The sequence below is a fragment of the Kocuria nitroreducens genome (assembly GCF_042879195.1).
Lineage (GTDB): Bacteria > Actinomycetota > Actinomycetes > Actinomycetales > Micrococcaceae > Kocuria > Kocuria nitroreducens.
In genome coordinates this window covers 24,346-47,743 of record NZ_JBHZTC010000011.1, presented here as the reverse complement: position 1 = coordinate 47,743, position 23,398 = coordinate 24,346, and the positions used below count along the sequence as shown (strand labels likewise).

The window sequence follows — 23,398 nt, the reverse complement described above, 5'->3', positions numbered from 1 at the left end:
GTCGGTGGGGATCAGACGCCGGCCGGGACGCGGCCCGGGGCGGCGGACTTCTTGCGGGGGGCGATGAAGAGCTTGGCGGCCGCGCCGGTGCCGAGGATCATGACGGCGAAGCTGACCCAGCCCTGCCACTCGAACGCGGCGGTGGCGACCAGGGCGTTGCCGATGGTGCAGCCCCCGGCCCACGCCGCGCCGACGCCCATGAAGGCGCCGCCGCCGATGGAGCGGACGATCGTCTGCGCGTCCGGGACGCGGAGCTTGAACTCGTCCGAGCCCTTGGCCGCGATGAACGAGCCGATGAGGATGCCGAGGACCAGGAACACGCCCCAGTCGACGAGCTCGACGTCGCCCGTGGTCAGGTAGCTCGCGATGTTGGCGGACGGGGTGGTGATGCCGAGGCCGGACTCGCGGCCGGCGGCCCAGCTGGCGGGCCAGGCGATGATGGCGATGATGCCGATCACCACGGCGGTCGCGAACGGGTTCCATGCCTTCTCGAACAGCAGGTGGCCGAGTCCCGTTCTTTCCGGGGGAGCGTGGCGACCTTCATCCGCGGCTTGGTGAGGTGATGATGGGCCCACACGCCGGCGACGCCGACCAGGGCGAGCACGAGCACCCACGGGGAGACGCCGAGGGTCTCGTGGATCGAGCCCTGGGACCCGACCGTGACGCCGCGCACGGCCTCGGTGGCGCCGGCCAGCGGGCCGTACTTGGAGATGGCCGCGAAGAGCGCGTAGAAGATCAGCGCGAACCAGGAGCCGACGAGGCCCTCGGAGGCGCGGTAGTAGGTGCCGGTGGCGCAGCCGCCGGCGAGGACGATGCCGAAGCCGAAGACGAAGCCGCCGATGATCGTCGCCAGCCAGGGGAAGGCCGAGGCCTCGAGGGTGATCACGCCGAGAGCGTTCAGCACCCAGATGCCGACCGCCTGCACGGCGATGGCCACGAAGAAGGCGGACAGCCACCACGTGTTCTTGGCGATCCAGACGTCGCGGAACGCGCCGGTGACGCAGAAACGGCCGCGCTGGAGGACGAATCCGAGGGCGGCGCCGATGAGAAGACCTGAGATGAGCACCTGCGAACCAGGTTATTTCCGGGGCAAACATTTCCACGACCCCGTCATGCGCCTTAGCATAGTGATGCAGCACGCACCACATTGTGACGTCCCGTGGCCTCGCCGACCGACCGGCGCGGACGGGCGGACGTCCGGACGGAGCGCAGATGAGCAGACCTCGGCCCCGCACCCCGGGGCCCGGCCAGGAGTCCGTGTGGGACTATCCGCGTCCGCCCCGGGCCGAGCCCACCCCGGAGCCCGTGGAGGTGTGGCTGGGCGGCGAGCGCATCGCCTCCACCGCGGCCGCGCTGCGGGTGCTCGAGACCAGCCACCCGCCGACCTACTACCTGCCCCGCGAGGCCTTCGCGGAGGGCAGCCTGCTCCCGTGCGAGGGGAGCTCGTGGTGCGAGTGGAAGGGCGCGGCGGCGTACTTCGACGTCCGGGGCGGGGACCGCACCGTCTGCCGGGCGGCCTGGACCTATCCCTCCCCCGCGCCGGGCTTCGAGTCCCTGCGCGGGCACGTGGCCCTGATGCCCGGGCCGATGGACCGGTGCCTCGTCGCCGGGGAGCAGGTGCTCCCGCAGGAGGGCGGGTTCTACGGGGGCTGGATCACCTCGCGGGTGGTCGGCCCGTTCAAGGGCGCTCCCGGCAGCCGGGGCTGGTGAGGCCGCGATGTCCCGCGCCGCACGGACCGCGCTCGTGCTGAGCGCCCTGCTCCTGGCCACCGCGTGCGCGCCGCGGGATCCCGCCGGGGCCGCCCCCGCGTCCCCGGGGGCGGCGGCGTCCCCGAGCGCGCCGCCGGTCCCCGCGGAGGAACCGGCGGCCGAACCGGTGATCGAGGTGGCCCACACCGGAGGCTTCCTCCCCCGGAGCTGCTGGCCTCCCGGCTGCCGCTGGTCAGCGTCCACGCCGACGGCCGGGTCATCACCCAGGCGCCGCAGATCCAGGTCTTCCCGCCCCCTGCGCTTCCCGTCCTGCAGGTGCAGCACGTCGACGAGGACGCCGTGCCGGTGCTGGTGGAGCGCGCGCTCCGGGCGGGGGCCGGCGAGACCACGGACCTCGGCCGGCCGCCGGTGGCCGACCTGCCCTCGACCCGTTTCACCGTGCGGACGCCGGAGGAGACCTACGTGCGGGAGGTGTACGCCCTGGGCGCCGAGACGCCGGCCGGGCCGGGCGGCGGCCCGGACGACGACGACGGGGTGCCGCCCGGCCCGGACAGCGGCCTGACCGCCGACCAGCTGGCCGCACGGGCCGAGCTGCAGGCACTGGTCGAGGTGCTGGGCGACCCCGCCTCGGTGCTGCCCGACGACGCCGTCGGCGAGCAGGAGATCTACGTCCCGGAGGCGGTCGCCGGCGTGGTCACCGAGTGGCGGGACCCGGGGAACGACCCCGAGCCCCGCCCGGTGCCGTGGCCGGGGCCGCCGCTGCCCGGGGAGCCGCTCGAGCCGCGCCTGGGGCTGAGCTGCGTGCTCGCCACCGGCGAGCAGGCCCGGGCCGTCCTGGACGCCGCGGGGGCGGCCGACGCGCAGACACCGTGGGTGTCCGAGGACGACAGGCGCTGGTCGGTCGCCCTCCGTCCGCTCCTGCCCCACGAGGAGGACTGCACGGACCTCGCGGGGTACTGACCGTGGTCCCCGTCAGCCGGCCGAGGAGGACGGGGTGTGCCGCCGCCCGGGTCGCGCGCCGGCCGGACCGGCCGCCTCCTCGTAGGGTCGCAGCCGGATGAGGGCCAGGGCGGCGAGGGCGACGACCGCTGCCACGCCGAGGTAGAGCTGCGTGGGGGTCCAGCCGGTGTCCAGCAGCGCGCCGACCGCGATCGGGGCCAGGATCGCTCCGGCCCGTCCGACCCCGATGCCCCAGCCCACGCCGGTGGTGCGGATGCCGGGTTCGTAGGTCATGGGCGCCACGGTGTACAGGCCGGCGATGCAGCCGTTGATGAGCATGCCGACCACCACGCCGCTCGAGAACGCCAGGAGGGGCACCGACGTGGTGGTGATGAACAGCACGAGGGTCACGGCGGAGAGCACCGTGAAGGCCATCAGGGTCAGCCGCTCGTCCCACTTGGTGGTCAGCGCCCCGTAGAGCAGGGACCCGAAGGTGCCGCCCATCGTGAGCATGAGCCCGCCGATGATGCCCTGCTGCTCGGTCATCCCGGTCTCCACGAGGAGCCGGGGCGTCCAGGAGTTGGCGAAGTAGAAGCCGAACATGATGACGAAGAAGGCCGCCCACAGCAGGAGGGTCGCGGTGCGGTAGCGGCCGCTGAGCAGCGTGCCGACGCTGCTCCGCTGCGTGCCGGCGCCGGCCGGGACCGGGCCGAGCTCGACCTCGCCCTCGAGGCGGAGACGCCGGGCGATGCGGTCGAGCTTCTGCACGGCGCCCGCCGGCCGCCGGGTGCGGAGGTAGTCGACGGACTCGGGCAGCACGGCCAGCACGAGCGCGATCGCCACGAGGGTGAGCAGGCCACCGGTGAGGAACACGGAGCGCCAGCCGAAGGCGGGGATCAGCTGGGTGGCCCCCATGCCGCCGAGGGTGGCGCCCACACCGTAGCCCGCGGTGAAGATGCTGACGGCCATGCCACGGCGGCGGGCGCTGGCGAACTCGCTGGTGATCACGGTGGCGGAGGCGAGGATGCCGCCCACGCCGAGACCGGTGACGACCCGCCACAGCCCCAGCTCGAGCACGGACCCGGCCGTGGTGGACAGGAACAGGCCGAGGGCGTTGACGGCGAGGGCCAGGACGAGGATCTTCCGCCGGCCGTACCGGTCCGCGAAGGGCCCGAGGACGAGGGAGCCCGCGGCCATGCCGATGAGCCCGGCGCTGAGCAGCCAGCCCAGCTGGGAGCCGGAGAGCCCGAACTCCTCGGTCACGGACGTGGCCGTGAACGCCATGGCGAGGACGTCGTAGCCGTCGAGGGCGTTGAGGAACGTGGTCACCGCGATGATGAGCCACTGGTACGACGACATCCTGGATGCGTCGATCTGGTGCCGGATGTCCACGGGGCTGCCTCTCAGGGAACGTCGATCGTGAGGACGGCGGCCGGGCGCCCGCCGGGAACGGTCTCCGGCGCGGCGGAGACCACCCGCGAGACGCAGCAGCACATGGACGTGCCGGCCTGCTTCTGCCGGTCCGAGTAGAACACGTCGCGGTGGTCGATCCGCCCGGCCAGGCCGAGGACCTTGACCTGGCAGAGCCCGCACTCGCCCTTCCGGCAGTCGGACATCATGTCGAGGCCCTCCCGCTCGAGGGCCTCGAGCAGGGACTCGTCGGGGCCGACGACGGTCTCGGCCCCCAGCCGCGGGACGCGGACCACGAACGGCTCGGCCTCGAACCAGCCGCTGTTGCCGAAGGTCTCGTAGCGCAGGTTGGTGGGGTCCAGCTCCCGCTCGGCCCACGCGCGGCGCACCGCGTCCATGAGCCGGATGGGGCCGCACATGTAGAGCTCGGCGCTCTCCGGCACGCCGGCCACGAGGGCCGGGACGTCGAGCGAGTCGCCCTCGTCGTCGACGTGCGCCTCGAGCCGGTCCCCGTGCAGGGCGGTCAGGTCCTCCAGGTAGGCCATCGCGGCGCGGGAGCGGGCGACGTAGACGAGGCGGTAGTCCGCACCGAGCCGGCGCAGCAGCGCGGCCGTTCCGGCGATCGCCGTGATCCCGATGCCGCCGGCCAGCAGGACGTAGGAGGGCGCCCCGACGCGCAGCGGGAAGTTCTGCAGCGGCTGGGTGATCTCGAGGACCTGCCCGGGCTCGAGTCCGTGCATGAACACGGAGCCGCCGCGGGAGGTGGGGGTGCGGAAGACGCTGAGGGCCAGCTGGGCGCCGTCGGCGGCGGCGTCGACCACGGAGTAGGAGCGCACCTGCTGCTCACCGTGGACGAGGACACGGACGTCCACGTGCTCGCCCGGGCGCACCGGGCGGGGTCGGTCGGGGCGCAGGACGACGCGCCGGATGCCGGCGGCGACGTCCTCGACGGCGACGACTGCGGCGTTCTGCCAGACCTCGTGCTGGGAATCGGCCACGGTCGCTCCTCAGGCCCCGGCGGGGGCGGTCGGGGCGGCGGCGAGGCGGCCCTCCGCCTCGAGGGCCCGCTCGAGGAGCCGGCGCACCCACATCCCGCCCATGTCGATGTTGAGGTTGTAGAACTCGTGCTCGGGGTTGGCGTCGATGGCCGCCTGCTGGGCCTGCAGCATGGCCTCGTCCTCACCGAACACCCCGTGCACCCCGTTGCGCAGCTGCGTGGTGATGAGCTGGCTCTCCAAGCGGTAGTTGCGCATGAAGGCCCAGAAGTAGTGGCAGGAGCGGTCCGTCTCCGGGGTGATCGTGTTCATCACGTAGCCGTTGACCCCGCGGGAGCGGTCCCCCTCGGGCGCCCCGGTGCCGGCCTCGGCGACGCCGACGTCGATGCAGATGGTGGAGGGGAAGGTGTAGTGGATGATCTGCCAGCGATCCACCTTGCCCTCGAAGCCCGGGAACCTGTCCCGCATGTTCTTGAGCCAGAAGGGCGGGGCGTCGATGTTGCGCATCCAGCGGCTCACGGTGACGGAGTGCTCGTCGTGGGTGGTCTCGAACTCGGACTCGGACAGCTCCTCCTGGCCGATGGACGAGGAGTGCACGAACTCCTCGTGCGTGAGGTCCATGAGGTTGTCGAGGACCAGCTGGTAGTTGCAGGGCGCGTGGATGGTCTCGCCGTCGCCGGCCCACTCCGTGCAGTCCATCTGGTGCATGTCGGGCAGCAGGGCGGGGTCCGCCTGCGTGGGGTCGCCGAGCCAGACCCACACGTAGCGGTGGCGCTCCAGCACCGGATAGGACGGCACGGTGGCGGAGGGGTTCAGCGTCTCCTGGGCGGGCATCGAGGTGCACCGCCCCGCGGCGTTGTAGCGCAGGCCGTGGTACGGGCACTGGATCTCGTCGCGGCCCACGAGCTTGCCCTGGGACAGGGGGGGCGAGCCGGTGCCAGCAGGCGTCCGCCAGGGCCACGGGGCGGCCGTCCCCGGTGCGGTACAGAGCCAGCGGACGGCCGGCGACGGTGCGGGAGAGGATGCCCTTGCCGGTGATCTCGTGGTCCCACCCGGCGGCGTACCAGGCGTTGAGCGGGTGGGACAGGAGCTTGGCGGTGCTGGTGGTCCTCGTGGCGGAGACGGTCATGGTGCGGTCCTCTGCTGGGCGGTCCGGGGAGAGCACGCTCCACCCACGGTGTCGACAGACAGTCGGTGGCGCAGGACATACAATACCTATCTCCATAGTGAGTGACAAGGGTCACCGAGCCGCCTCCCGGCTAGGCTCAGCAGGACGATCCCTGCTTCGACGGAAGGAACCGCCCGTGAGCCTCCGCTCGGCCCTGCTGGCACTGCTCTCCTCGGGGCCGCTGACGGGCTACGACGTGGTCAAGCAGTTCAGCACCTCCGTGGGCCACGTCTGGCACGCGCCGGACTCGCAGATCTATCCGGAGCTGCGCAAGATGCACGCGGAGGGGCTGCTCACGAGCCGGCCCGTCCCCTGGGGCTCGCGCGGGGCCACCAAGACGGAGTACTCGATCACGCCCGAGGGCGAGCGCGCCCTGCGGCAGTGGCAGGACCAGCCGCTCGGCTACGTCCGGGAGCGGGACCCCGCCCACCTCCGGGCCGCCTATTTCGAGTGGGCCTCCCCCGGGGCCGCCGCAGCGCAGCTGCGCGCCCACATCGAGCACTACCGGGACCAGCGCGCGCAGGCCCTCCAGCAGATCAGGGCGCTCCAGGACCGCACGAACCCCACGCTCGCCCGCCGGCTGGCGGCCAACCCCGAGGACCAGTGGGAGCGGATCACCCGGTTCAAGATCTTCGCCTACGAGGGCCAGGTGGCCCGCGCCGACCAGGAGATCGCCTGGGCCGAGCGCGGCCTGCGGCTGCTCGAGGAGCTGGGCGAGCCCGGCGGGCCCGGCACCGGCTGAGGCCCGGCAGGCGGTCCGGCGCACCGCTCCCCGGACCGTCCGAGTCCCTCCATGACGCACCCGGCGCCGCGTCCGGCCGCGTTCCCGGCCTCGTTCCGGCCGGGCGCACCGGCCGGTGCGTAGGCTGGACACACCCCCCTGCTCCCGGCCCCAGGACGGACCATGACCCGCTCGCCGTTGTTCCCCCTCCTCGCCCCGGCCCTGTGCGCCGCGCTCCTCCTGACCGGCTGCACCCAGGGCTCCAGTCCCGGTTCTGCGGCGACACCGGCGACGAGCGCGTCGTCGTCGGCCACCCCGTCCTCGTCACCCACCCCGTCCCCGACCCCCACGCCCGAGGCGCCCGCCGAGCTGGTCGGCGGGGGCACCGAGGTGTTCCCCGACCGCCGGATGGTGGCGCTCTACGGCCACCCGGGAACGCCCGGCCTCGGGGTGCTCGGCGAACAGGGCCCGCAGGAGTCGGTCACCCGCGCCAAGGAGCTCGCCGCCCAGTACGAGCCCTTCAGCGATGTGCCGGTGGTCCCTGCGTTCGAGATCATCGCGACCACAGCGTCCGCGGAGCCCGGCGAGGACGGGGACTACTCGCGGGAGTCGACCGTGGAGGACCTGCGACCCTACGTCGAGGCCGCGGTGGAGGACGACGTCTACGTGGTGCTCGACCTCCAGCCGGGCCACCAGGACTTCCTGAGCCAGGCTCAGCAGTACGAGGAGCTGCTGCGCCTGCCCAACGTCGGGCTGGCCCTGGACCCGGAGTGGCGGCTCGCCCCCGGCCAGATGCACATGGCGCAGATCGGCTCGGTGGACGCCGCGGAGATCAACGCGACCACGGCGTGGCTGGCCGACCTGACCCGGGAGAACGACCTGCCGCAGAAGGTGGTGCTCCTGCACCAGTTCGCGGAGTCGATGATCACGAACCGCCATCTCGTGGACGCCTCCCGCCCGGAGCTCGCGCTGGTCCTGCACGCCGACGGCCACGGCACCCCGGAGCTGAAGATGGGGACGTGGGAGCGGCTGCAGCAGGGACTGCCGGAGGGGATGCGGATGGCGTGGAAGAACTTCTACGACGAGGACACACCCACCTTCACGCCGGAGGAGACGTCCGCGATCGAGCCGCAGCCCTGGTTCGTCTCCTACCAGTGAGCCCTCGGCCCGTGGCGCCTCCCTGCCGAGGAGGAGCCCGAGCGGCCCGCCCCGGCGCTTGCTAGCGTGTGGCCGTGCGGACCGACAGACTCCAGAGCCCCCGGCAGCGCAGGACCATCGACCGGCTGGCCCGGTGGCTCGTCCGCGCCCACGGGGCCGAGCCGGGATGGGACGCGCTCGTGCTGGACGTCCTGAGCGTGGGCCGGGACCTGCGCCTGCAGGTGCGGGAGGTCCGCGGTGACCGCACGACCCGCGGCCCCGTGGACGTCGGTGGCCTGCGCAACGCCCCGCGGCGGCTGGCCCGGGCCCTCCAGGAGGACTACGCCGATCTCGTCGACGGGTCCTGGCTCTCCGCCACGCTGATCGTCACCGTGGCCGAGCGGCGCTGGCAGCGCCCCGGCGTGGAGCTCGTGCTGAACTACGACGACGACCCCGTGCTCCCGGCGCACGCCCCGCACCCGGTCGCCGCGGAGGACTGGCGGAGACACCTCGGGCACTACCGGAGGATGGACCGCAAGATCCCGGTCTGGCTGCGGGAACGCCTGACCGCGGCCGGGCTCGACGTCCCGGAACGCTGAGCACGCACTGTTCGCCCTGGGGGGAATGGACGGTCACGGCACGCTCCGCCTGTTCTCTCAGCATGCTGAGGGGTCTAGGCTGGTAGCACCTGTTCACCGACCGGAGGGAGAGCCCATGGGACTCGGAGACAAGATCAGCAACGCCGCGGAGAAGGCGGGCGGCACCGCGAAGGAAAAGGTCGGCGACGCCACCGACAACCGCGACCTCCAGGCCGAGGGCCAAGCGGACAAGATGTCCGGCGGCGCCAAGCAGGCCGGCGAGAACGTCAAGGACGCGGGCAAGAACTTCAAGGACGGAATGTAGCAGCACGGTTCAGCCGTCGAACCACACGGAGGGCCCCGGTGTCGCAGTCGACACCGGGGCCCTCCGCTGTGCCCGCCCTGCCCCGTCCTGTCCCGGGCGAGGAGCCGCCTCCTGTCGGCAGGCGCCGCTCGGAACGGCACTGGGCGACCCGCCGGCGCGTGCGGACCGCGGATCGCGCCTCGTCGCGCGTCGGCGCTCCACGTCCCGCTTGCGATGGCACATCGTGGGTAGCCTGAGGCCATGCCGCAGACCTTCCCGGAGTCCCCGGAGTTCCCGCCCGGCTTCGGGGCGGAGCAGTGTGTCTGGGAGGCTCTGCGGGCGCAGCTCCCGGAGGACGCGGTGCTGATCTCGGGGCAGCGCGTCACCGGGGACGAGGTCGAGGCGGAGCTGGACCTCCTCGTGCTGTGGCCCGGCGTGGGCAACGCGGTGATCGAGGTGAAGGGCGGGGAGATCTCGGTCCGGGACGGACAGTGGCACCAGTCCGGCCGGGGTGGGGCGCACCGGCTGAAGCGGTCACCGCTGGAGCAGGCCCGGTCCGGGATGCACGCCCTCCTGGACTACCTCGCACCGCGGCTGTCCCGCGGGAGCGGACAGACCACGTTCTTCGCGGCCCTGCCCTACACCCGCCTGCCGCAGGACTGGGACGTCCCCGACGCCCCGCGGGACCGGCTGTTCGACTGCACCGACCTGGACGGCATCGCCGGACGGCTGAACCAGGTGCTGCGCCGCAGCACGCAGGCCTACCGCCCACCGGACGCGACCACCGTGGAGCTGGTCGTCAAGAACCTGCGCCGCACCCACCTGTCCCTGCGCAACGTGCAGGACCTCGCCCGGGAGCTCGAGGACTCCGGCAACCAGCTCACCCGGGAGCAGGAGCGCATCCTGTCCGTGCTGCGCCGGCAGCACCGCGCGCAGATCACCGGAGGCGCCGGGTCCGGCAAGACCCACCTGGCCATGCTCAAGGCCCGCCGGCTGACCCGCGACGGGCACCGCACGGCGCTCGTGTGCTACTCCCGGGGGCTCGCGCGGTACTTCGAGCTGATGTCCCGGGCGTGGCCGGAGGAGGAGCGCCCGGCGTACATCGGGCTGTTCCACCGGCTGCCCGTCGAGTGGGGCGCGGAGCCCGGCGAGGACGACGATCCCGACTACTGGGAGCACCGGCTCCCCCAGCGGCTGCGGGAGCTGGCCGCCGACCGTCCGGACGAGGGCCGGTTCGACGCAATCGTCGTGGACGAGGCCCAGGACTTCGGGGAGCCGTGGTGGGAGGCGCTCGTCCAGTGCCTCAAGGACCCCGGCCAGGGCGTGCTGTTCGTCTTCACCGACGAGCACCAGCGCATCTTCGACCGGGACGGGCACGCCCCGATCGACCTCAACCCGTTCCCGCTGGACGACAACCTGCGCAACACCTCCACCATCGCACGGGCCTTCGCCCCGCTCGCGTGGGAACCCCAGCGGTGCCGGAACGAGGAGGGACCGGCGGTGCGCTTCGTCGACGTCGAGCCCGGGGCGGTCCTGGAGATCGCCGACGACGCCGTGGTGGCCCTCCAGGACGAGGGGTGGGACCCGGGCCGGATCGCCCTGCTGACCACCGGCAGGCGTCATCCGGTGCAGCGGGAGATCGTGGACACGGAGGGCTTCGGGGCCTATTGGGACGGGCACTTCGCGGAGGAGGACGTGTTCTACGGGCACGTCCTGGGCTTCAAGGGCCTCGAGCGCTCGGCCGTGGTCCTGGCGGTGAACGGGTTCCAGGACATGACGCGGGCGCAGCACATGGTCTACGTGGGCATGTCGCGCGCGAGGTCGCTGCTCGTCGTCGTCGGACCCCGGGAGGTCGTCGAGGAGGCCGCCGGTCCGCACCTGCTGGCCGCGCTCGACGCGGGCGAGGCGTGGCGCCCGCCCGCGGGATGACCCGGGGCCGCCCCGACCCGCCGGCCGCCCCACCGGGGGCAGCCGGTCAGGCGAGGTCGCTGATCATCCGCGCCAGGATGTCGTTCATCGCGAGCAGCCCGATGAGCTCGTTGCCCTGGACCACCACCAGGCGGTTGAGGCGGAAGCGGGTCATCAGCGCCGCGGCCTGGTTCACGGACAGGTCCTCGCCGACGGTGACCACCGGCTTGACCGCGGCGTCGTAGACGTTGAGGAGGTCCACGTCCCCCTCCTCCGCCACGATGGCCTGCAGCAGCTCGCTGTAGCTGAGCAGCCCGTAGCCGTCGTGGGGGTGCTGCGGTTCCACCACCAGGCTCTTGATCCGGTGGCTGCTCATGGCCGACAGCGCTTCCCGCAGGGTGCTGTAGGGGGAGATGGTGATGACGTCACGCACCATGACGTCCTTGACGGTCAGCACAGCGATCCTCCTGGAGGTCTCGAACGGGGCTCGGACGGGTCGGGTCAGGCGCCCTCGCGGCGCATGTGCTCCTCGAACCGGGCGACCTGCTGCATGTCGATGCCGGTGAGGTGGTCGATGGGGACGCTGAAGGCGATGCCGCGGGAGCCGCCGTCGTCGTCGATCAGGATGTCGTGCATCACCTTGAGGATGGGGGTGGCCAGGTGCGTGCCCACGACCATCAGGAGCACGGTCTGGGAGCCCTCGAACATCAGGCCGAAGAACGTCCGCTTGGTCTCACCCCCGATGCCCTTGCCCGGGAGGATGGTCACGCCCGTGGCCCCGGCGCGCTGGGCCTGCTCGATGCAGGTGTCCTCGAGCTCGTCGGGGGCGATCACGACCACGGCGGTGAACTTCATGTCGGCTCCTTCTGCAGGCGGGGGATCCTCTCCAGGATCATGGCGTACCCGAGCACCGAGACGATCGGGAAGATGGAGGCGAAGGCGATCAGGCCGAAGCCGTCGATCAGCACGTCCCGGCCCTCGATCGCGCCGGCGAGCCCGATGCCGAGGGCGGTGACGAGGGGAACGGTGACCTCCGAGGTGGTGACGCCCCCGAGGTCGAAGGCGAGGGCCACGATGTACTTCGGCGCGAGCAGGACCAGGACGATGACGACGGCGTAGGCCGCCATGATCACGTAGTGCAGCGGTGCTCCCACGAGGATGCGGTACACGCCCAGGGTGATGCCGACCGCCACGCCGACAGCCACGACGAGCCGGATGGCGGAACCGCTGATCCTGCCCGGCGAGGCCGCCTCGGCCTGCTCGCCGATGGCCACGAGGGCCGGTTCGGCCATGGTCGTGGCGAACCCGATGAGCAGGGCGAAGAGCAGGATGAGGGCGGGCGCTCCGCGTTCGATCAGCTGCTCCGCCATGATCGTCCCGATGGGGAACAGCCCCATCTTGAGCCCGACGACGAACGCGTAGAGTCCCACGAGGACCATCATGAAGCCCACGGCGACGCGCAGCGGGTGGGACAGGCTGCGCCGCAGCGCGACGTACTGGAAGAACAGGACCACGAGCACCATGGGCAGGACGTCCCGGAGCATCTCTGCGAGCCCCAGGACGTGCTCCAGGGCCCAGTGCACCGGGGCGCTCCCGGACTCGGCGGGGCTGACGGCCGCGGCGTCGCCGAAGGTGTAGACCCAGATGCCGTACAGCTGCACGCCGATCATGGGCACCATGACGCACAGGGCCACGAGGCCGAAGCCGTCCGCGAGCGCGCTGCGGCCCCGGATCGAGTTGGCCAGACCGATGCCGATGGCGGCGATGAGGGGCACGGTCACGATGTTCGTGGTGACGCCTCCGGAGTCGTAGGCGAGGCCCACGATCTCTGGAGGGGCGACGTAGGTGGCGACGAGCACGAGCGCGTAGCCGGGGATCAGCAGCTTCTGCACCGCCCAGCCCCGGAGGATGCGCAGGACCCCGAGGACGAGCACCGCGCCCACGGACACGGCGATGACGAGGCGCAGCGTCAGGGCGCTGATCCGTCCCTCGCTCACGAACTCGGCCTGCTCGGCCACGGCGATCAGCGCGGGCTCGGCGACCACGGCGGCGAAGCCGATGGCGAAGCCGAACGGGAGCAGCAGCCCCAGGGCGCCGCGGCGGGCGAACTGGTTGGCCAGGTTCTTGCCGACCGGGAACACGCTGAGGTCGAGGCCGTGCAGGAACAGGGCGATGCCGACGCCCACGACCAGCAGCCCGGCGACGAGCTGCAGGGGCTGGTCCGGGACTTCCCGGAACACGGCCAGCTGGAACACCACGACCACTACCACGATGGGCAGCAGACTCCGCAGGGCCTTCAGGAACTCCTGGGAGAAGTGCGTGAGGTGCTCCATGTGCGCTGCCGGCCTCCTCCGGGGGATCCGCGGACGGGGTGTCTCCTTCCAGTCTGTCGCGGCCGGCCGGGGACCGTCTACCGGGCGCCGTCCGCGGCCTCGTCGCCGGACTCGACGCCGGCGAGCTCCTCCTGGGAGCCGTGCCCGGTCCGCGCCCGGGTGCGGGTGTCGACGGCCAGCAGGGCGAGGACGACGACACAGCCGGCGGCGGCCACGAGCAGCTGGACCCACCAGTCCCCCTCGGGGGAGAGCAGCGTGCGGTCCTCGAGCTGCCAGGGCCAGAGGGTGCGCAGGGCGCCGAGCATGAGCCCGGTGAGCGCCAGCATGGTGACGCGGTGGTGGTGGTCGAGGAGCCACTGGAGACCCTTGACGATGACCACCATGCCGAGGGCGGCGCCGAGGAAGAACAGGGAGAGGTAGCCGAGGTCGAGCTCGTCGACGGCCCGCAGCGTCGGCTGGTAGAGGCCGATCGTCAGGAGCAGGAAGGAGCCCGAGAGCCCGGGCAGCAGCAGCGCGGACACCGCGACCATGGCCGCGAGCACGATGAGCACCGGCGCGGGCGCCACCGTGGTGGGCGGGATGGACACGAGCACGAACGCGACCGCCGCCGCGAGCGCCACCACGGCCGCGTCCCGGATCCGCAGCGCCCCGCCCGCCAGGCGCAGGGGCACCCCGATGGAGGCCAGGACCATGCCGAAGAACAGCGCCCGCATGGTGACCGGGTGGTTCTCGACGAGGTGGCTCATGGGGCCGGCCACGGTGAGCAGGGCCGCGACCATGCCGATCACCACGGGCACCACGATCCGCCAGTGCACCCGGCCCAGGTGGTGCCGCACCCCGGCGGCGCGGTGGGGCCCGAGCAGCGCCCGCTTGCCGGCGGACACCACGTGCCCGGCGGAGTTGATGAGCTCGTCGTAGATGCCGACCACGAGGGCCACGGTGCCGCCGCTGACCCCGGGGACGGTCTCGACCACGCCGATGAGCGCGCCGCGCACCAAATTGCCCGGGATGCTGCGGCGGACCTCCCCGCCGGCGGTCGTCGTGGCGGTGGTCGTGGTGGTGGGCGGTGTCGAGGGACGGTCCGGGGGCGACGAGGGCGTCACAGGTGCTCCTGGGCGGTGGAAGAGGGCGATTGGGAGAAGGCGGGTGGGAGAGAGCCGGCGGAAGAGAGCGCGCGGAGAGGGGACGCCTGCCAGGGTACCGGGGTGGGCGCCCGTCCCGGCGGTCCCCGGTGTGCCGCCGGCCACTCCTGCATAGACTGGCACGACCGCACGAGCCTCGACCCAGGAGCCCGCCATGAGCCCGAACCACGTCGGTTTCGCCCTGATCCTGCTGGCAGCGCTGTTCCTCGTGGGGAAGTGGTTGCGCGTCCGGGTGCGGTGGATCCAGAAGATCTTCCTGCCCAGCTCCATCATCGCGGGCTTCCTCGCCCTGCTGGTCGGCCCCCAGGTCCTGGGCCGGCTCGGAGAGGCGGCCGGCGTCGGCTGGCTCGCGGACGGGGGCGTCTTCACCCCCGAGATCCTCGAGGTCTGGGCCACACTCCCCAGCCTGCTCATCAGCGTGGTCTTCGCGACGCTCTTCCTCGGGGCGACCATCCCCGGTCCCCGGCGCGTCGTCCGGCTCGCCGGCCCGCAGCTGTCGGTGGGCCTCGCCCTGGGCTCCGGCCAGTACGTCATCGGGCTGCTGCTGGTCATCGCGATTCTCGGTCCCCTGTTCGGGATCTCCCCCATGGCCGGTGCCCTCATCGAGATCGGCTTCGAGGGGGGCCACGGCACCGCGGCCGGGATGCGCCCCGTGCTGGAGGAGCTCGGCTTCGAGGACGGCGCGGACCTGGCCCTGGGCATGGCCACGATCGGCCTGGTGGGTGGCATCGTCATCGGGATCGCCGTCATCAACTGGGGCGTGCGCACCGGGCGGACCAAGGTGATCAAGGGCAACGTGGAGCAGTCCGTCGAGGAGCAGAAGGGCCTCTACCGCCGGGACGAGAACATCCCTGCGGCCATGATGACCTCGCGGCCGGCCTCGATCGAACCGCTCACCCTGCACGTGGCGGTGGTGGGCATCGCCATCCTCATCGGCTACCTCCTGCTCACGGCCCTGCAGTGGATCGAGCAGGCCCTGTGGGCGGACACCGTGGAGCTGCTCGCGTTCGTGCCCCTCTTCCCGCTCGCCATGCTGGGCGGCGTGGTGGTGCAGCTGGTCATGGACTGGCGGGGCATCGGCCACCTGCTGGACCACCAGATGATGCTGCGCATCCAGGGCCTCGCCCTCGACTTCCTGATCCTCGCCGCGATCGCGACCCTGTCCCTCACCGCGATCGCCGCGAACTGGGAAGTCTTCCTGGTCATGTCCGTGGCCGGCATCGTCTTCTGCACCGGCTTCCTGGTCCTCTTCGTGCCCAAGATCATCCCCGACTACTGGCTCGAGCGCGGCATCGCGGACTTCGGCCAGTCCATGGGCGTGACCGCCACGGGCCTCATCCTCATGCGCATCGCGGACCCGCACGACGAGAGCCCGGCGATGGAGGCCTTCGGGTACAAGCAGCTGTTCTTCGAACCGTTCTTCGGCGGCGGGCTGATCACCGCGGCCTCGGTGCCGCTGATCTATCAGTTCGGCCCGTGGCCCCTGTTCATCGGCATGTCGGTGCTGTTCGTGGTGGCCCTGGTCGGCGGCATGGCCTACCGCCGCCGGCTCGTGGCGTCCGGTTCGGCCGACGCCGTGCACGCCCGGCAGGCCTGACCGGTCATGAGCGACGCCGTCGCCACGGACCACGGGCAGATGCCCGCCCACGTGGCGGTGCCCGACGGCCCGGGGCCCTGGCCCGGTGTGGTGCTCGTGCACGACGTCACCGGGATGAGCCAGGACCTGCGCCACCAGGCGGACTGGCTCGCGGGCGAGGGGTTCCTCGCCGTGGCCCCGGACCTCTTCCACCGGGGCAGCCGGCTCCGCTGCCTGCGCACGCTCATGAAGGACGTCGGGGCCCGCCGGGGGCGCACGTTCGACGACGTCGAGGCGGCCCGGTCCTGGCTCGCGGCGCGCCCAGACTGCACCGGCCGGATCGGGGTCATCGGCTTCTGCATGGGCGGCGGCTACGCGCTCGCGCTCGCCGCCGGGCACGGGTTCTCGGCCGCGAGCACGAACTACGGCGGGTGCCCCGAGGGCGCCGAGCAGTGGCTTCCGAGCGTCTGCCCGATCGTGGGCAGCTACGGCGGGGCGGACACCACGCCCCTGGGCGCCGACGCCGGCCGCCGCCTGGAGGGCATCCTCACGGAGACCGGGGTGGAGCACGACATCAGGATCTACCCCGGCGTGGGCCACGGCTTCATGAACGACCACGACCCCGAGGACCTCTCCCCGATGCTGCGGGTGCTCGGCCGGTTCAGCCGCACCGCCTACGACGATCCGGCCACCCAGGACGCCCGGCGCCGGATCGTGGCGTTCTTCGACCGGCACCTGCGGGAGCAGACCGGCCCGGACGACCCGCAGGAACCCACCGGCTGAGCCCTTCGGGGCGGCTCCGGGGCGCCCCACCGCCTCGGCGGTGGTGGCCTGGAGCTCCGTGAAGAGCACGACGGAGGCGGTCGCCGATCCGGTGACGAAGGTCCCGAACGCCCCGACGGCCGGGCCACGAGCGTCCAGGCGGCGCCGGCGCCGGCCGAGGTGCAGGCCAGTTCGTCGGTCATCCCCCCGTGGGACGTGGTGCGGGCGATGGTGACCATCGCGACCAGCGCGGGGGGCCCAGCTGACGGGTGGCCACCACGACGGCGCCGCGGACGTCCCGGCCGGGCGCCCGCTGGAGGAGGGCACCCAGCCGGGTGTCGGGGTGCAGCCGCGCCAGCGCGGAGCGCAGCCGCAGGACCGCTCCCGTCTTCGACCCCAGCGGCGCCGGGCCGGGAGGTCCACGCGTGGGCCCCGTCACCGCGAGGGCGCCGGCGGACGCCGGTGACACGGATGACGACCTGGGACGCGGAATTCGCGACGTGTTGTTTTTCACGCGCTCCGCCGGGACGGCCGTCACAGAACGCCCCCCGCAACGCCCCCCGGACAACCCGTGCAGGTTGCCGACCGGAGGAGGGTGTGACCAAGGTCAAGACGCCCGGGCCGTTTGTCAAATCCGGGTGACCGCACAGGTCGCCCGGACAGTGCACCATGGAAGGACACACAGACGAAAATCAAGATGGGAGGTGGCGTCATGACCGCTGCTGAGAAGTGGATGACCGACCTGAGCCAGATCCAGCCCGGCGACCGGCTGGAGATCTGGGACGAGTTCTACGAGAGCTGCGTCGGCACCGTGGGGCAGGTCTCGCACCCCCTGGGGGTGCTGTGGATCCTCGAGGCCGGCACCGGCGTCCGCCGGCTGTTCACCTTCGAGGGCTGCCGCCTGCGCCCCGCACCCCTGGCCCTCGCGGCCTGACCGGACACGGTCCACGACGCCCGATCGGGCCGGTTCGCACCGGCACCCGGTCGGGCGTCGTCGTGCCCTGGGCCCGTCCGGCCGCGCACGGCAGGATGGGACCATGAGCATCCTCATCGGCCTGGACATCGGCGGCACCACGACCCACGGCCTGCGGGCCGAGGGCGGCCACCCGGTGCAGGAGGCGGTCGGCGGCAGCGCGAACGTGCAGAACGTCAGTCCCGGAGAGGCCTCCCGCGCTCTGGCGGGCGTCCTCGGCGAACTGGGCGCCGCCGCCGCGGACGTGGTCGTGGCGGGAGCGGGCGGCGTCGACACACCCGCGGACGCCGAGGCGCTGCGCGCGCTCATCGCCCCCCACACGGGTGCGGCGCGGATCGTCGTCGTGCACGACACCCGGCTGGTCCTGGCCGCCGGCGGATGCAGCACCGGCATCGCGGTCATCGCCGGCACCGGCTCCGCCGCCTGGGGCGCTGCCCCGGACGGCCGGGAGGCCCGCGCCGGCGGCTGGGGGCACCTGCTGGGCGACGAGGGCAGCGGCTACTGGCTGGGCCGCGAGCTCGTGCGCCGCGCCCTCGCCCGGCTCGACGACGGGCTGGGATCCGACGCCCTGGACCGGTCCGTGCTGGCTCACTGCGGGCTCACCGAGCCCGGTGCGCTCATCGAGCGGTTCCACGGCCGCACGGACCGCGGGTTCTGGGCCGGGCTCTCCCGGGTCGCCTTCGAGGCCGCGGCGCACGACGACGACGCCCTGCAGCTGGTGGACCGCGCGGCCGGCGCGCTGGCCGACCTCGCCGCCACCGTGTCCCGGCGGCTGGAACTGACCGGCCCGGTGGTGGTGGGCGGCGGCCTGGCACGGCACCAGCCGCTGCTGCGGCACCGGCTGCAGGAGGCCGCCGCGACCCGCGGGCTCGGGGAGCTGCGGGTGCTCGACCGCGATCCCGTGCACGGCGCACCCTCCCTCGCCGACCGGCGATGACGGAGGAGCCGCGTCGGAGCTCTACCCTGAACGGGTGACCACCCTCGCTCCCGCCCGCGGCCCAGGACTGCGCCCGACCCTCTACGTGCTGGCCGCCGTCGTCTCCGTCCAGTTCGGCAGCGCCCTCGCCGGCGTTCTGGTGCCCCTCATCGGGGCGTCCGCCACCGTGACCATGCGGCTGATCTTCAGCGCGGCGATCATGTTCGCCGTCATCCGGCCGCGGCTGCGCGGCCGCAGCCGGGAGGCGTGGCGCTCCGGACTGTTCTTCGGCGCGGCCCTGGCCGGCATGAACTTCGCGTTCTACCAGTCGCTGGCCACCCTGCCGCTGGGCGTGGCCGTGACCATCGAGTTCCTGGGCCCGCTCACCCTCTCGGCGGTGCTCTCACGCCGCCCCCGGGACGTCCTCGCCGTGGCTGCGGCGCTGTGCGGGATCGTGCTCATCTCCCAGGCGCTCACCGTGCCGTGGGCGGAGCTCGACCTCACCGGCATCGCGTGGGCGGCACTGGCCGGTGCGGGCTGGGCCGCGTACATCCTGGGCAGCCGGTCCGCGGGCCGGCACTTCGACCAGCTGGACGGCCTCGCCGTGGCCCTGGTGGTGGCCGCCGCCCTGGTCACCCCCGTGGGCGTCCTCACCGCGCACACCCCCGCCCTGACGTGGGGCGTGCTGGGCGCCGGGGTGGGGATCGCGATGCTCTCCTCCGTGGTCCCCTACTCCCTCGAGCTGCTGGCGCTGCGGGCCATCCCGCCCAAGGTCTTCGGGATCCTGCTGAGCCTGGAGCCCGCCGTCGCGGCGCTCGCGGGACTGCTGGTGCTCGGCCAGGCGCTCGCCGGCCTGCAGCTCGTGGGCATGGCCCTGGTGGTGGCCGCAAGCGCCGTGGTCATGGTGGGCGGGGGCACGCCCGAGCTCACGGCGGACACCACGGGGGACCCCGTGCCGCCGGGGCGATGATCAGCCCCCTGTTCAATGTCGGACGTCCGTGATGGGATGGTTCCATGGAAGCCAACGAGATCATGGACCGCATCCGCTCTGCCCGCGACCACGCCCTGGAGCAGGAGCGCGAGGAGCGCAGGAACATCGCCGACGCCGACACCGCGGACAAGCAGGGCGCCGCGAGCGTGCGCCTGGCCACCCGGCAGGCCGTGCGGGAGGCCTTCGACGACATCCTCGGCGAGAGCACCGACCCCGAGCAGGACGGCTGAGCGCCCGGTGACCGAGCTCCCGGACGCCTGGAGTCCTCGGACGGCATGACGAGCGCCCCCGGAGCACACCGGTGACCCGCACGGCCGTGGTCGGCGCGGGCATCGTGGGCCTCGCCGCTGCGCACGCCCTGCGAGCGCGCGGCGCCGACGTCACGCTCTACGAGTCCGGGCCGCCGGGCGGCGGGCAGTCCGCCGGGCAGGGCCGGATCTTCCGGCACGCCCACGAGGACCCCCGGCTGGTGGCGCTCGTCGCCCGCAGCCGGGCCCTGTGGCGGGAGTGGGAGCAGGAGTTCGGCGTCGAGCTGGTCTCCCCCGACGGCGCCGTGGCGATCGGGGTCGGCGTCGAGGACAAGCTCCGCACCCTCGAGCCGTACACCGACGTCCCTGTGCGGCGCCTCTCGCCCGAAGAGCTGCACGACCGGCTGCCGCTGCTCGCCGGCTGGGCCGGCCCCGCGATGCTCGACGTCCACGGCGGCGCCATCCGCACTCTCGCCGCCGTCGCGGCGCTGGCGCACCGGCTCCAGGAGTCCCTGCTGCGCGAGCACGTGCTCTCGGTGCGGCGCACGGACGCCCGGTCGGTGGAGGTGCGCACCGGGACCACCTGCGAGACCTACGACCACGTGGTGCTGTGCGCCGGCCGCGGCACCGCCCCGCTGGCCCGCGGCGCCGGGCTCGACCTGCCCGTGGAGGTCGGCGCGCACGTCCGTCTCACCTTCGCGCCGACCGACGGCGGGGCCCGTGGCGGTGCGGCGTCCGGCCGCGGCCTCCCGACCCTCCAGGACGGCAGCGGGGCCTTCGGGGAGACGGGCGTGTACGCGGCGCCGTATCCGGACGGCCACCACTTCTCCGTGGGGCTCAGCGGGGACACACCCGCTCACGCGGACGGCGGCCTCGCCGATCCCGCCGCACTCGCCGCCCTGGCCGACCGGACCGTGGCCTACGTGCGGCGCGCCCTGCCCGGACTGGACCCGCGCCCGGTCGACCACGTGCACTGCTGGGTCACCCGGCTGCCGTGGGGCGACGACGGCGTGGGGATCTGGTCCGAGGACGGGCTCACCGCCCTGGCCGGGCACAACCTGTTCAAGCAGGCCCCCGCGCTCGGCGAGGCGCTCGCGGAGACCGTGCTGAGCGGCACGGTCCCCGGCCACCTCCACCACGAGGAGCGTCTGGGGCGTTCGGGCGGCTGAGCGGGGGGTTAGCGCGTCCGAGCGAAGCCCTAGCCTGGAACGTGTCGGAGCTCACAGCGCGCCGTGTCCGGGTTCCGGACCTCGCAGCAGACCGCCGGCGGCACCGTTGCACCCGCTTCCCGGAAGGACCCTCGTCATGACCACGCACACCGAACCCTGGCCGGCCGGCTCCCCCTGCTGGGTGGACCTGATGGCCTCCGACCTGGACCGCACCCAGGCCTTCTACCGCGACGTGCTTGGCTGGACCTTCAGCGACTCCCAGCCCGAGTACGGCGGCTACTGCAACGCCCTGCTCGACGGGCGGACCGTCGCCGGGCTCTCCCCCACCATGGAGGGCCTGGAGAACGCCGCGCACGTGTGGTCGGTCTACCTGGCCACCGAGGACATCTCCGCCCACGCCGCCCGGGCGGTCGAGGCCGGGGCCACCCCGGTGCACGAGCCCATGGAGGTCGGGCCCTTCGGTTCCATGGGGATGTGGGTCGACCGCACCGGGGCGGACTTCGGCATGTGGCAGGCCCACGAGCACACCGGCTTCGGCGCGTACGGGGAGCCCGGCGCGGTGACCTGGTGCGACCTCATGACGGCCGATCCCGCGGTCGCCCAGGGCTTCTACGCCGCGGTCTTCGGCTACACGTACCAGGACATCGGCGACGACACGATGTCCTACGCCCTGTTCACCGTTCCCGGCGGACAGATGCCGGCCGGCGGGATCGGCGGTCTCGACCCCAAGGCCGGTGACGCCCAGCCCGGCTGGTCGGTCGCGTTCCAGGTCGAGGACGTCGACGCCGCCGTGCAGCGCGTGCGCGAGGCCGGGGGGTCGGTCGACCAGGAGCCCTTCGACTTCGAGTACGGACGGATGGCGGTCGTCGCCGGACCCGACCGGGAGGTCTTCGTGGTGATGTCCCCGAAGGAGGAGATGTAGACGGTGGGGACCGTCCGGTCCGCTACGTCCCGCGGGTGGGGCTGAGCGCCCGCGGGACGTAGCGGACGGGCTCGAAGCTCCGGGCCACGAGGTCCCGCAGGGACTCCAGGGTGCCGGAGACGATGCCGGCGGCCCGCAGCTGGACCAGGACGTTGCCGATGGCGGTGGCCTCCACGGGTCCGGCGTGGACGGTGCAGCCGGTGCGGTCGGCGGTGAGCTGGCACAGCAGGGCGTTCTGCGACCCGCCGCCCACGATGTGCACCGTGCGGATGGTCCGGCCGGAGAGCCGTTCGGCCTGCTCGATCGTGGTGGCGTAGGCCACGGCCAGCGACTCCAGGATGGAGCGCACCACCTCGGCGCGGGTGCGCGGGGGCTCGACGTCGTGCTCCCGGCACCAGGCGGTGATGCGGGCGGGCATGTCCCCCGGGGCGGTGAAGCGGTCGTCGGTGGCGTCGAAGACGGGCACGGACCGGGCCACGGCGGCGGCCTCGGCGAGCAGGACCGCGAGGTCGCTGCTGCGCTGGGCGTCGGTGCCCCCGGGTCCCTCCCAGGTGCGCATGGACTCGGTGAGCAGCCACAGCCCGGACACGTTCTTCAGGTAGCGCACCCGGCCGTCCACCCCGCCCTCGTTGGTAAAGTTCGCCGCCCGGCTCTCGGGTGTGAGCACGGGCGAGTCCAGCTCCACGCCCACCAGCGACCACGTGCCGGAGGAGATGAAGGCGGCGCTGTCCTCCCTCGTCGGCACGGCGACCACCGCCGACGCGGTGTCATGGGAGCCGACCGCGGTGACCGGCAGGTCCGATGCGGCGCCGAGCTCGGCCGCGACACCCGGCAGCAGGGCCCCGATCCTGGTGCCGGGCAGCACCACGGGAGCGAGGAGGCCCGCAGGAATGCCCAGTTCCTCCATCAGGGCGGTGTCCCACTGCCGGGTGCGGGCGTCGAGCAGTCCGGTGGTGGAGGCGTTGGTGGTCTCGGCGACCTGGTGCCCGGTGAGCCAGTAGGCGATCAGGTCGGGGATCAGCAGGGCCCGGTCGGCCACGTCCAGGTCCCCGGCGGCCCGGTCGGCGGCGAGCTGGAAGACCGTGTTGAACGGCAGGTGCTGCAGGCCGTTGCGGGCGTAGAGCTCCTCCGGGCCCACCTGCCCGTGCACGGCTGCCACCCCGGCGTTGGTGCGCTCGTCCCGGTAGTGGTAGGGCACCCCGAGCATCCGGCCGTCCCGCAGCAGGGCGTAGTCCACCGCCCAGGAGTCGACGCCGATGGAGACGACGTCGTCCTCGCCCTGCAGGGCCTGGGCCAGTCCCGCGGTCAGGCACCGGTGGAGCTCGGTGATGTTCCAGTGCAGCCCGGCTCGGTCCCCGTCGTGCAGGCGCACGGGCTGGTTGGGGAAGCGGGCCGCGTGGCGCAGGCGGAGCCGCCCGTCCACCAGGCCGCCGAGGATCACGCGACCGCTGGTGGCCCCCAGGTCGACGGCGGCGACCGCCGCGGTGGTGCTCACC

At 73.1% G+C, this 23,398-nt stretch carries 22 protein-coding genes and 2 pseudogenes; 15 read left to right on the top strand and 9 right to left on the bottom strand.

Annotated features, from left to right (window positions below; all coding sequences use genetic code 11):
• Positions 1-11 precede the first annotated feature (11 nt).
• A pseudogene (locus ACFYE1_RS09210) lies at positions 12-1,066 on the bottom strand (YeeE/YedE family protein).
• Positions 1,067-1,212: 146 nt separating this feature from the next.
• Here ACFYE1_RS09210 and ACFYE1_RS09205 point away from each other — a divergent pair.
• Complete coding sequence (locus ACFYE1_RS09205) at positions 1,213-1,710, top strand: DUF427 domain-containing protein (RefSeq protein WP_387742063.1); 498 nt, start codon at positions 1,213-1,215, stop codon at positions 1,708-1,710.
• Between the two features lie 63 nt (positions 1,711-1,773).
• On the top strand, positions 1,774-2,670 hold the full coding sequence (locus tag ACFYE1_RS09200; protein ID WP_387742061.1) for a hypothetical protein: 897 nt from the start codon (positions 1,774-1,776) through the stop codon (positions 2,668-2,670).
• Positions 2,671-2,682: 12 nt separating this feature from the next.
• Here the strand turns inward: ACFYE1_RS09200 and ACFYE1_RS09195 are convergent, their stop codons facing one another.
• From ACFYE1_RS09195 to ACFYE1_RS09185, 3 genes and pseudogenes are all read right to left on the bottom strand, one after another.
• The gene (locus ACFYE1_RS09195; protein WP_387742059.1) at positions 2,683-4,041 is read right to left on the bottom strand and encodes an MFS transporter; all 1,359 of its coding nucleotides are present in this window, start codon (positions 4,039-4,041) and stop codon (positions 2,683-2,685) included.
• 11 nt (positions 4,042-4,052) lie between these two features.
• Positions 4,053-5,057: a PDR/VanB family oxidoreductase gene (locus tag ACFYE1_RS09190; RefSeq protein ID WP_387742057.1), complete on the bottom strand. Its 1,005-nt coding sequence runs from the start codon at positions 5,055-5,057 to the stop codon at positions 4,053-4,055.
• A gap of 9 nt (positions 5,058-5,066) precedes the next feature.
• Positions 5,067-6,183: pseudogene (locus ACFYE1_RS09185) on the bottom strand (aromatic ring-hydroxylating dioxygenase subunit alpha).
• 175 nt (positions 6,184-6,358) lie between these two features.
• Between ACFYE1_RS09185 and ACFYE1_RS09180 the strand changes: the two are divergent.
• The 5 genes from ACFYE1_RS09180 to ACFYE1_RS09160 all read left to right on the top strand — a co-directional run bounded on the left by ACFYE1_RS09180 (position 6,359) and on the right by ACFYE1_RS09160 (position 10,891).
• Positions 6,359-6,964, top strand: coding sequence for a PadR family transcriptional regulator (locus tag ACFYE1_RS09180; RefSeq protein WP_387742055.1), 606 nt, complete (start codon positions 6,359-6,361; stop codon positions 6,962-6,964).
• A 162-nt stretch (positions 6,965-7,126) separates the two neighbouring features.
• Positions 7,127-8,101: a hypothetical protein gene (locus tag ACFYE1_RS09175; protein WP_387742053.1), complete on the top strand. Its 975-nt coding sequence runs from the start codon at positions 7,127-7,129 to the stop codon at positions 8,099-8,101.
• Between the two features lie 74 nt (positions 8,102-8,175).
• Positions 8,176-8,679, top strand: a complete 504-nt coding sequence (locus tag ACFYE1_RS09170; RefSeq protein ID WP_387742051.1) for a hypothetical protein — start codon at positions 8,176-8,178, stop codon at positions 8,677-8,679.
• Between the two features lie 115 nt (positions 8,680-8,794).
• On the top strand, positions 8,795-8,983 hold the full coding sequence (locus ACFYE1_RS09165; protein WP_387742050.1) for a CsbD family protein: 189 nt from the start codon (positions 8,795-8,797) through the stop codon (positions 8,981-8,983).
• Positions 8,984-9,223: 240 nt separating this feature from the next.
• Complete coding sequence (locus tag ACFYE1_RS09160) at positions 9,224-10,891, top strand: AAA family ATPase (RefSeq protein ID WP_387742048.1); 1,668 nt, start codon at positions 9,224-9,226, stop codon at positions 10,889-10,891.
• Between the two features lie 46 nt (positions 10,892-10,937).
• Here ACFYE1_RS09160 and ACFYE1_RS09155 read toward each other — a convergent pair whose 3' ends face one another.
• From ACFYE1_RS09155 to ACFYE1_RS09140, 4 genes are all read right to left on the bottom strand, one after another.
• Positions 10,938-11,327, bottom strand: a complete 390-nt coding sequence (locus tag ACFYE1_RS09155) for a CBS domain-containing protein (RefSeq protein WP_387742047.1) — start codon at positions 11,325-11,327, stop codon at positions 10,938-10,940.
• A 44-nt stretch (positions 11,328-11,371) separates the two neighbouring features.
• On the bottom strand, positions 11,372-11,725 hold the full coding sequence (locus tag ACFYE1_RS09150; protein WP_387742045.1) for a P-II family nitrogen regulator: 354 nt from the start codon (positions 11,723-11,725) through the stop codon (positions 11,372-11,374).
• The gene (locus ACFYE1_RS09145) at positions 11,722-13,203 is read right to left on the bottom strand and encodes a DUF1538 domain-containing protein (protein WP_387742044.1); all 1,482 of its coding nucleotides are present in this window, start codon (positions 13,201-13,203) and stop codon (positions 11,722-11,724) included. Before ACFYE1_RS09145 ends, ACFYE1_RS09150 begins: the two co-directional genes overlap by 4 nt.
• A 77-nt stretch (positions 13,204-13,280) precedes the next feature.
• On the bottom strand, positions 13,281-14,306 hold the full coding sequence (locus ACFYE1_RS09140; protein ID WP_387742042.1) for a DUF368 domain-containing protein: 1,026 nt from the start codon (positions 14,304-14,306) through the stop codon (positions 13,281-13,283).
• A 193-nt stretch (positions 14,307-14,499) separates the two neighbouring features.
• Here ACFYE1_RS09140 and ACFYE1_RS09135 point away from each other — a divergent pair, with 193 nt between their 5' ends.
• From ACFYE1_RS09135 to ACFYE1_RS09100, 8 genes are all read left to right on the top strand, one after another.
• The gene (locus ACFYE1_RS09135; protein WP_387742040.1) at positions 14,500-15,942 is read left to right on the top strand and encodes a sodium/glutamate symporter; all 1,443 of its coding nucleotides are present in this window, start codon (positions 14,500-14,502) and stop codon (positions 15,940-15,942) included.
• 6 nt (positions 15,943-15,948) lie between these two features.
• Entirely contained in the window at positions 15,949-16,704 is a 756-nt protein-coding gene (locus tag ACFYE1_RS09130) for a dienelactone hydrolase family protein (RefSeq protein WP_387742038.1), read from the top strand.
• Between the two features lie 691 nt (positions 16,705-17,395).
• Positions 17,396-17,617 carry a hypothetical protein gene (locus ACFYE1_RS09125; protein WP_387742036.1) on the top strand — a complete coding sequence of 74 codons (222 nt, stop codon included), beginning with the start codon at positions 17,396-17,398 and terminating at the stop codon, positions 17,615-17,617.
• A 103-nt stretch (positions 17,618-17,720) separates the two neighbouring features.
• Positions 17,721-18,593, top strand: coding sequence for an N-acetylglucosamine kinase (locus ACFYE1_RS09120; protein WP_387742034.1), 873 nt, complete (start codon positions 17,721-17,723; stop codon positions 18,591-18,593).
• A gap of 34 nt (positions 18,594-18,627) precedes the next feature.
• The gene (locus ACFYE1_RS09115) at positions 18,628-19,542 is read left to right on the top strand and encodes an EamA family transporter (RefSeq protein WP_387742032.1); all 915 of its coding nucleotides are present in this window, start codon (positions 18,628-18,630) and stop codon (positions 19,540-19,542) included.
• Positions 19,543-19,586: 44 nt separating this feature from the next.
• Positions 19,587-19,793: a hypothetical protein gene (locus ACFYE1_RS09110; RefSeq protein WP_387742030.1), complete on the top strand. Its 207-nt coding sequence runs from the start codon at positions 19,587-19,589 to the stop codon at positions 19,791-19,793.
• Between the two features lie 71 nt (positions 19,794-19,864).
• Positions 19,865-20,980 carry an NAD(P)/FAD-dependent oxidoreductase gene (locus ACFYE1_RS09105; protein ID WP_387742028.1) on the top strand — a complete coding sequence of 372 codons (1,116 nt, stop codon included), beginning with the start codon at positions 19,865-19,867 and terminating at the stop codon, positions 20,978-20,980.
• Positions 20,981-21,116: 136 nt separating this feature from the next.
• Positions 21,117-21,902, top strand: coding sequence for a VOC family protein (locus tag ACFYE1_RS09100; protein WP_387742026.1), 786 nt, complete (start codon positions 21,117-21,119; stop codon positions 21,900-21,902).
• Between the two features lie 22 nt (positions 21,903-21,924).
• On the opposite strand, the gene ACFYE1_RS09095 is transcribed toward ACFYE1_RS09100, so the two are convergent.
• Positions 21,925-23,397 carry a rhamnulokinase gene (locus ACFYE1_RS09095; RefSeq protein WP_387742024.1) on the bottom strand — a complete coding sequence of 491 codons (1,473 nt, stop codon included), beginning with the start codon at positions 23,395-23,397 and terminating at the stop codon, positions 21,925-21,927.
• Between the last annotated feature and the right edge of the window lies 1 nt (position 23,398).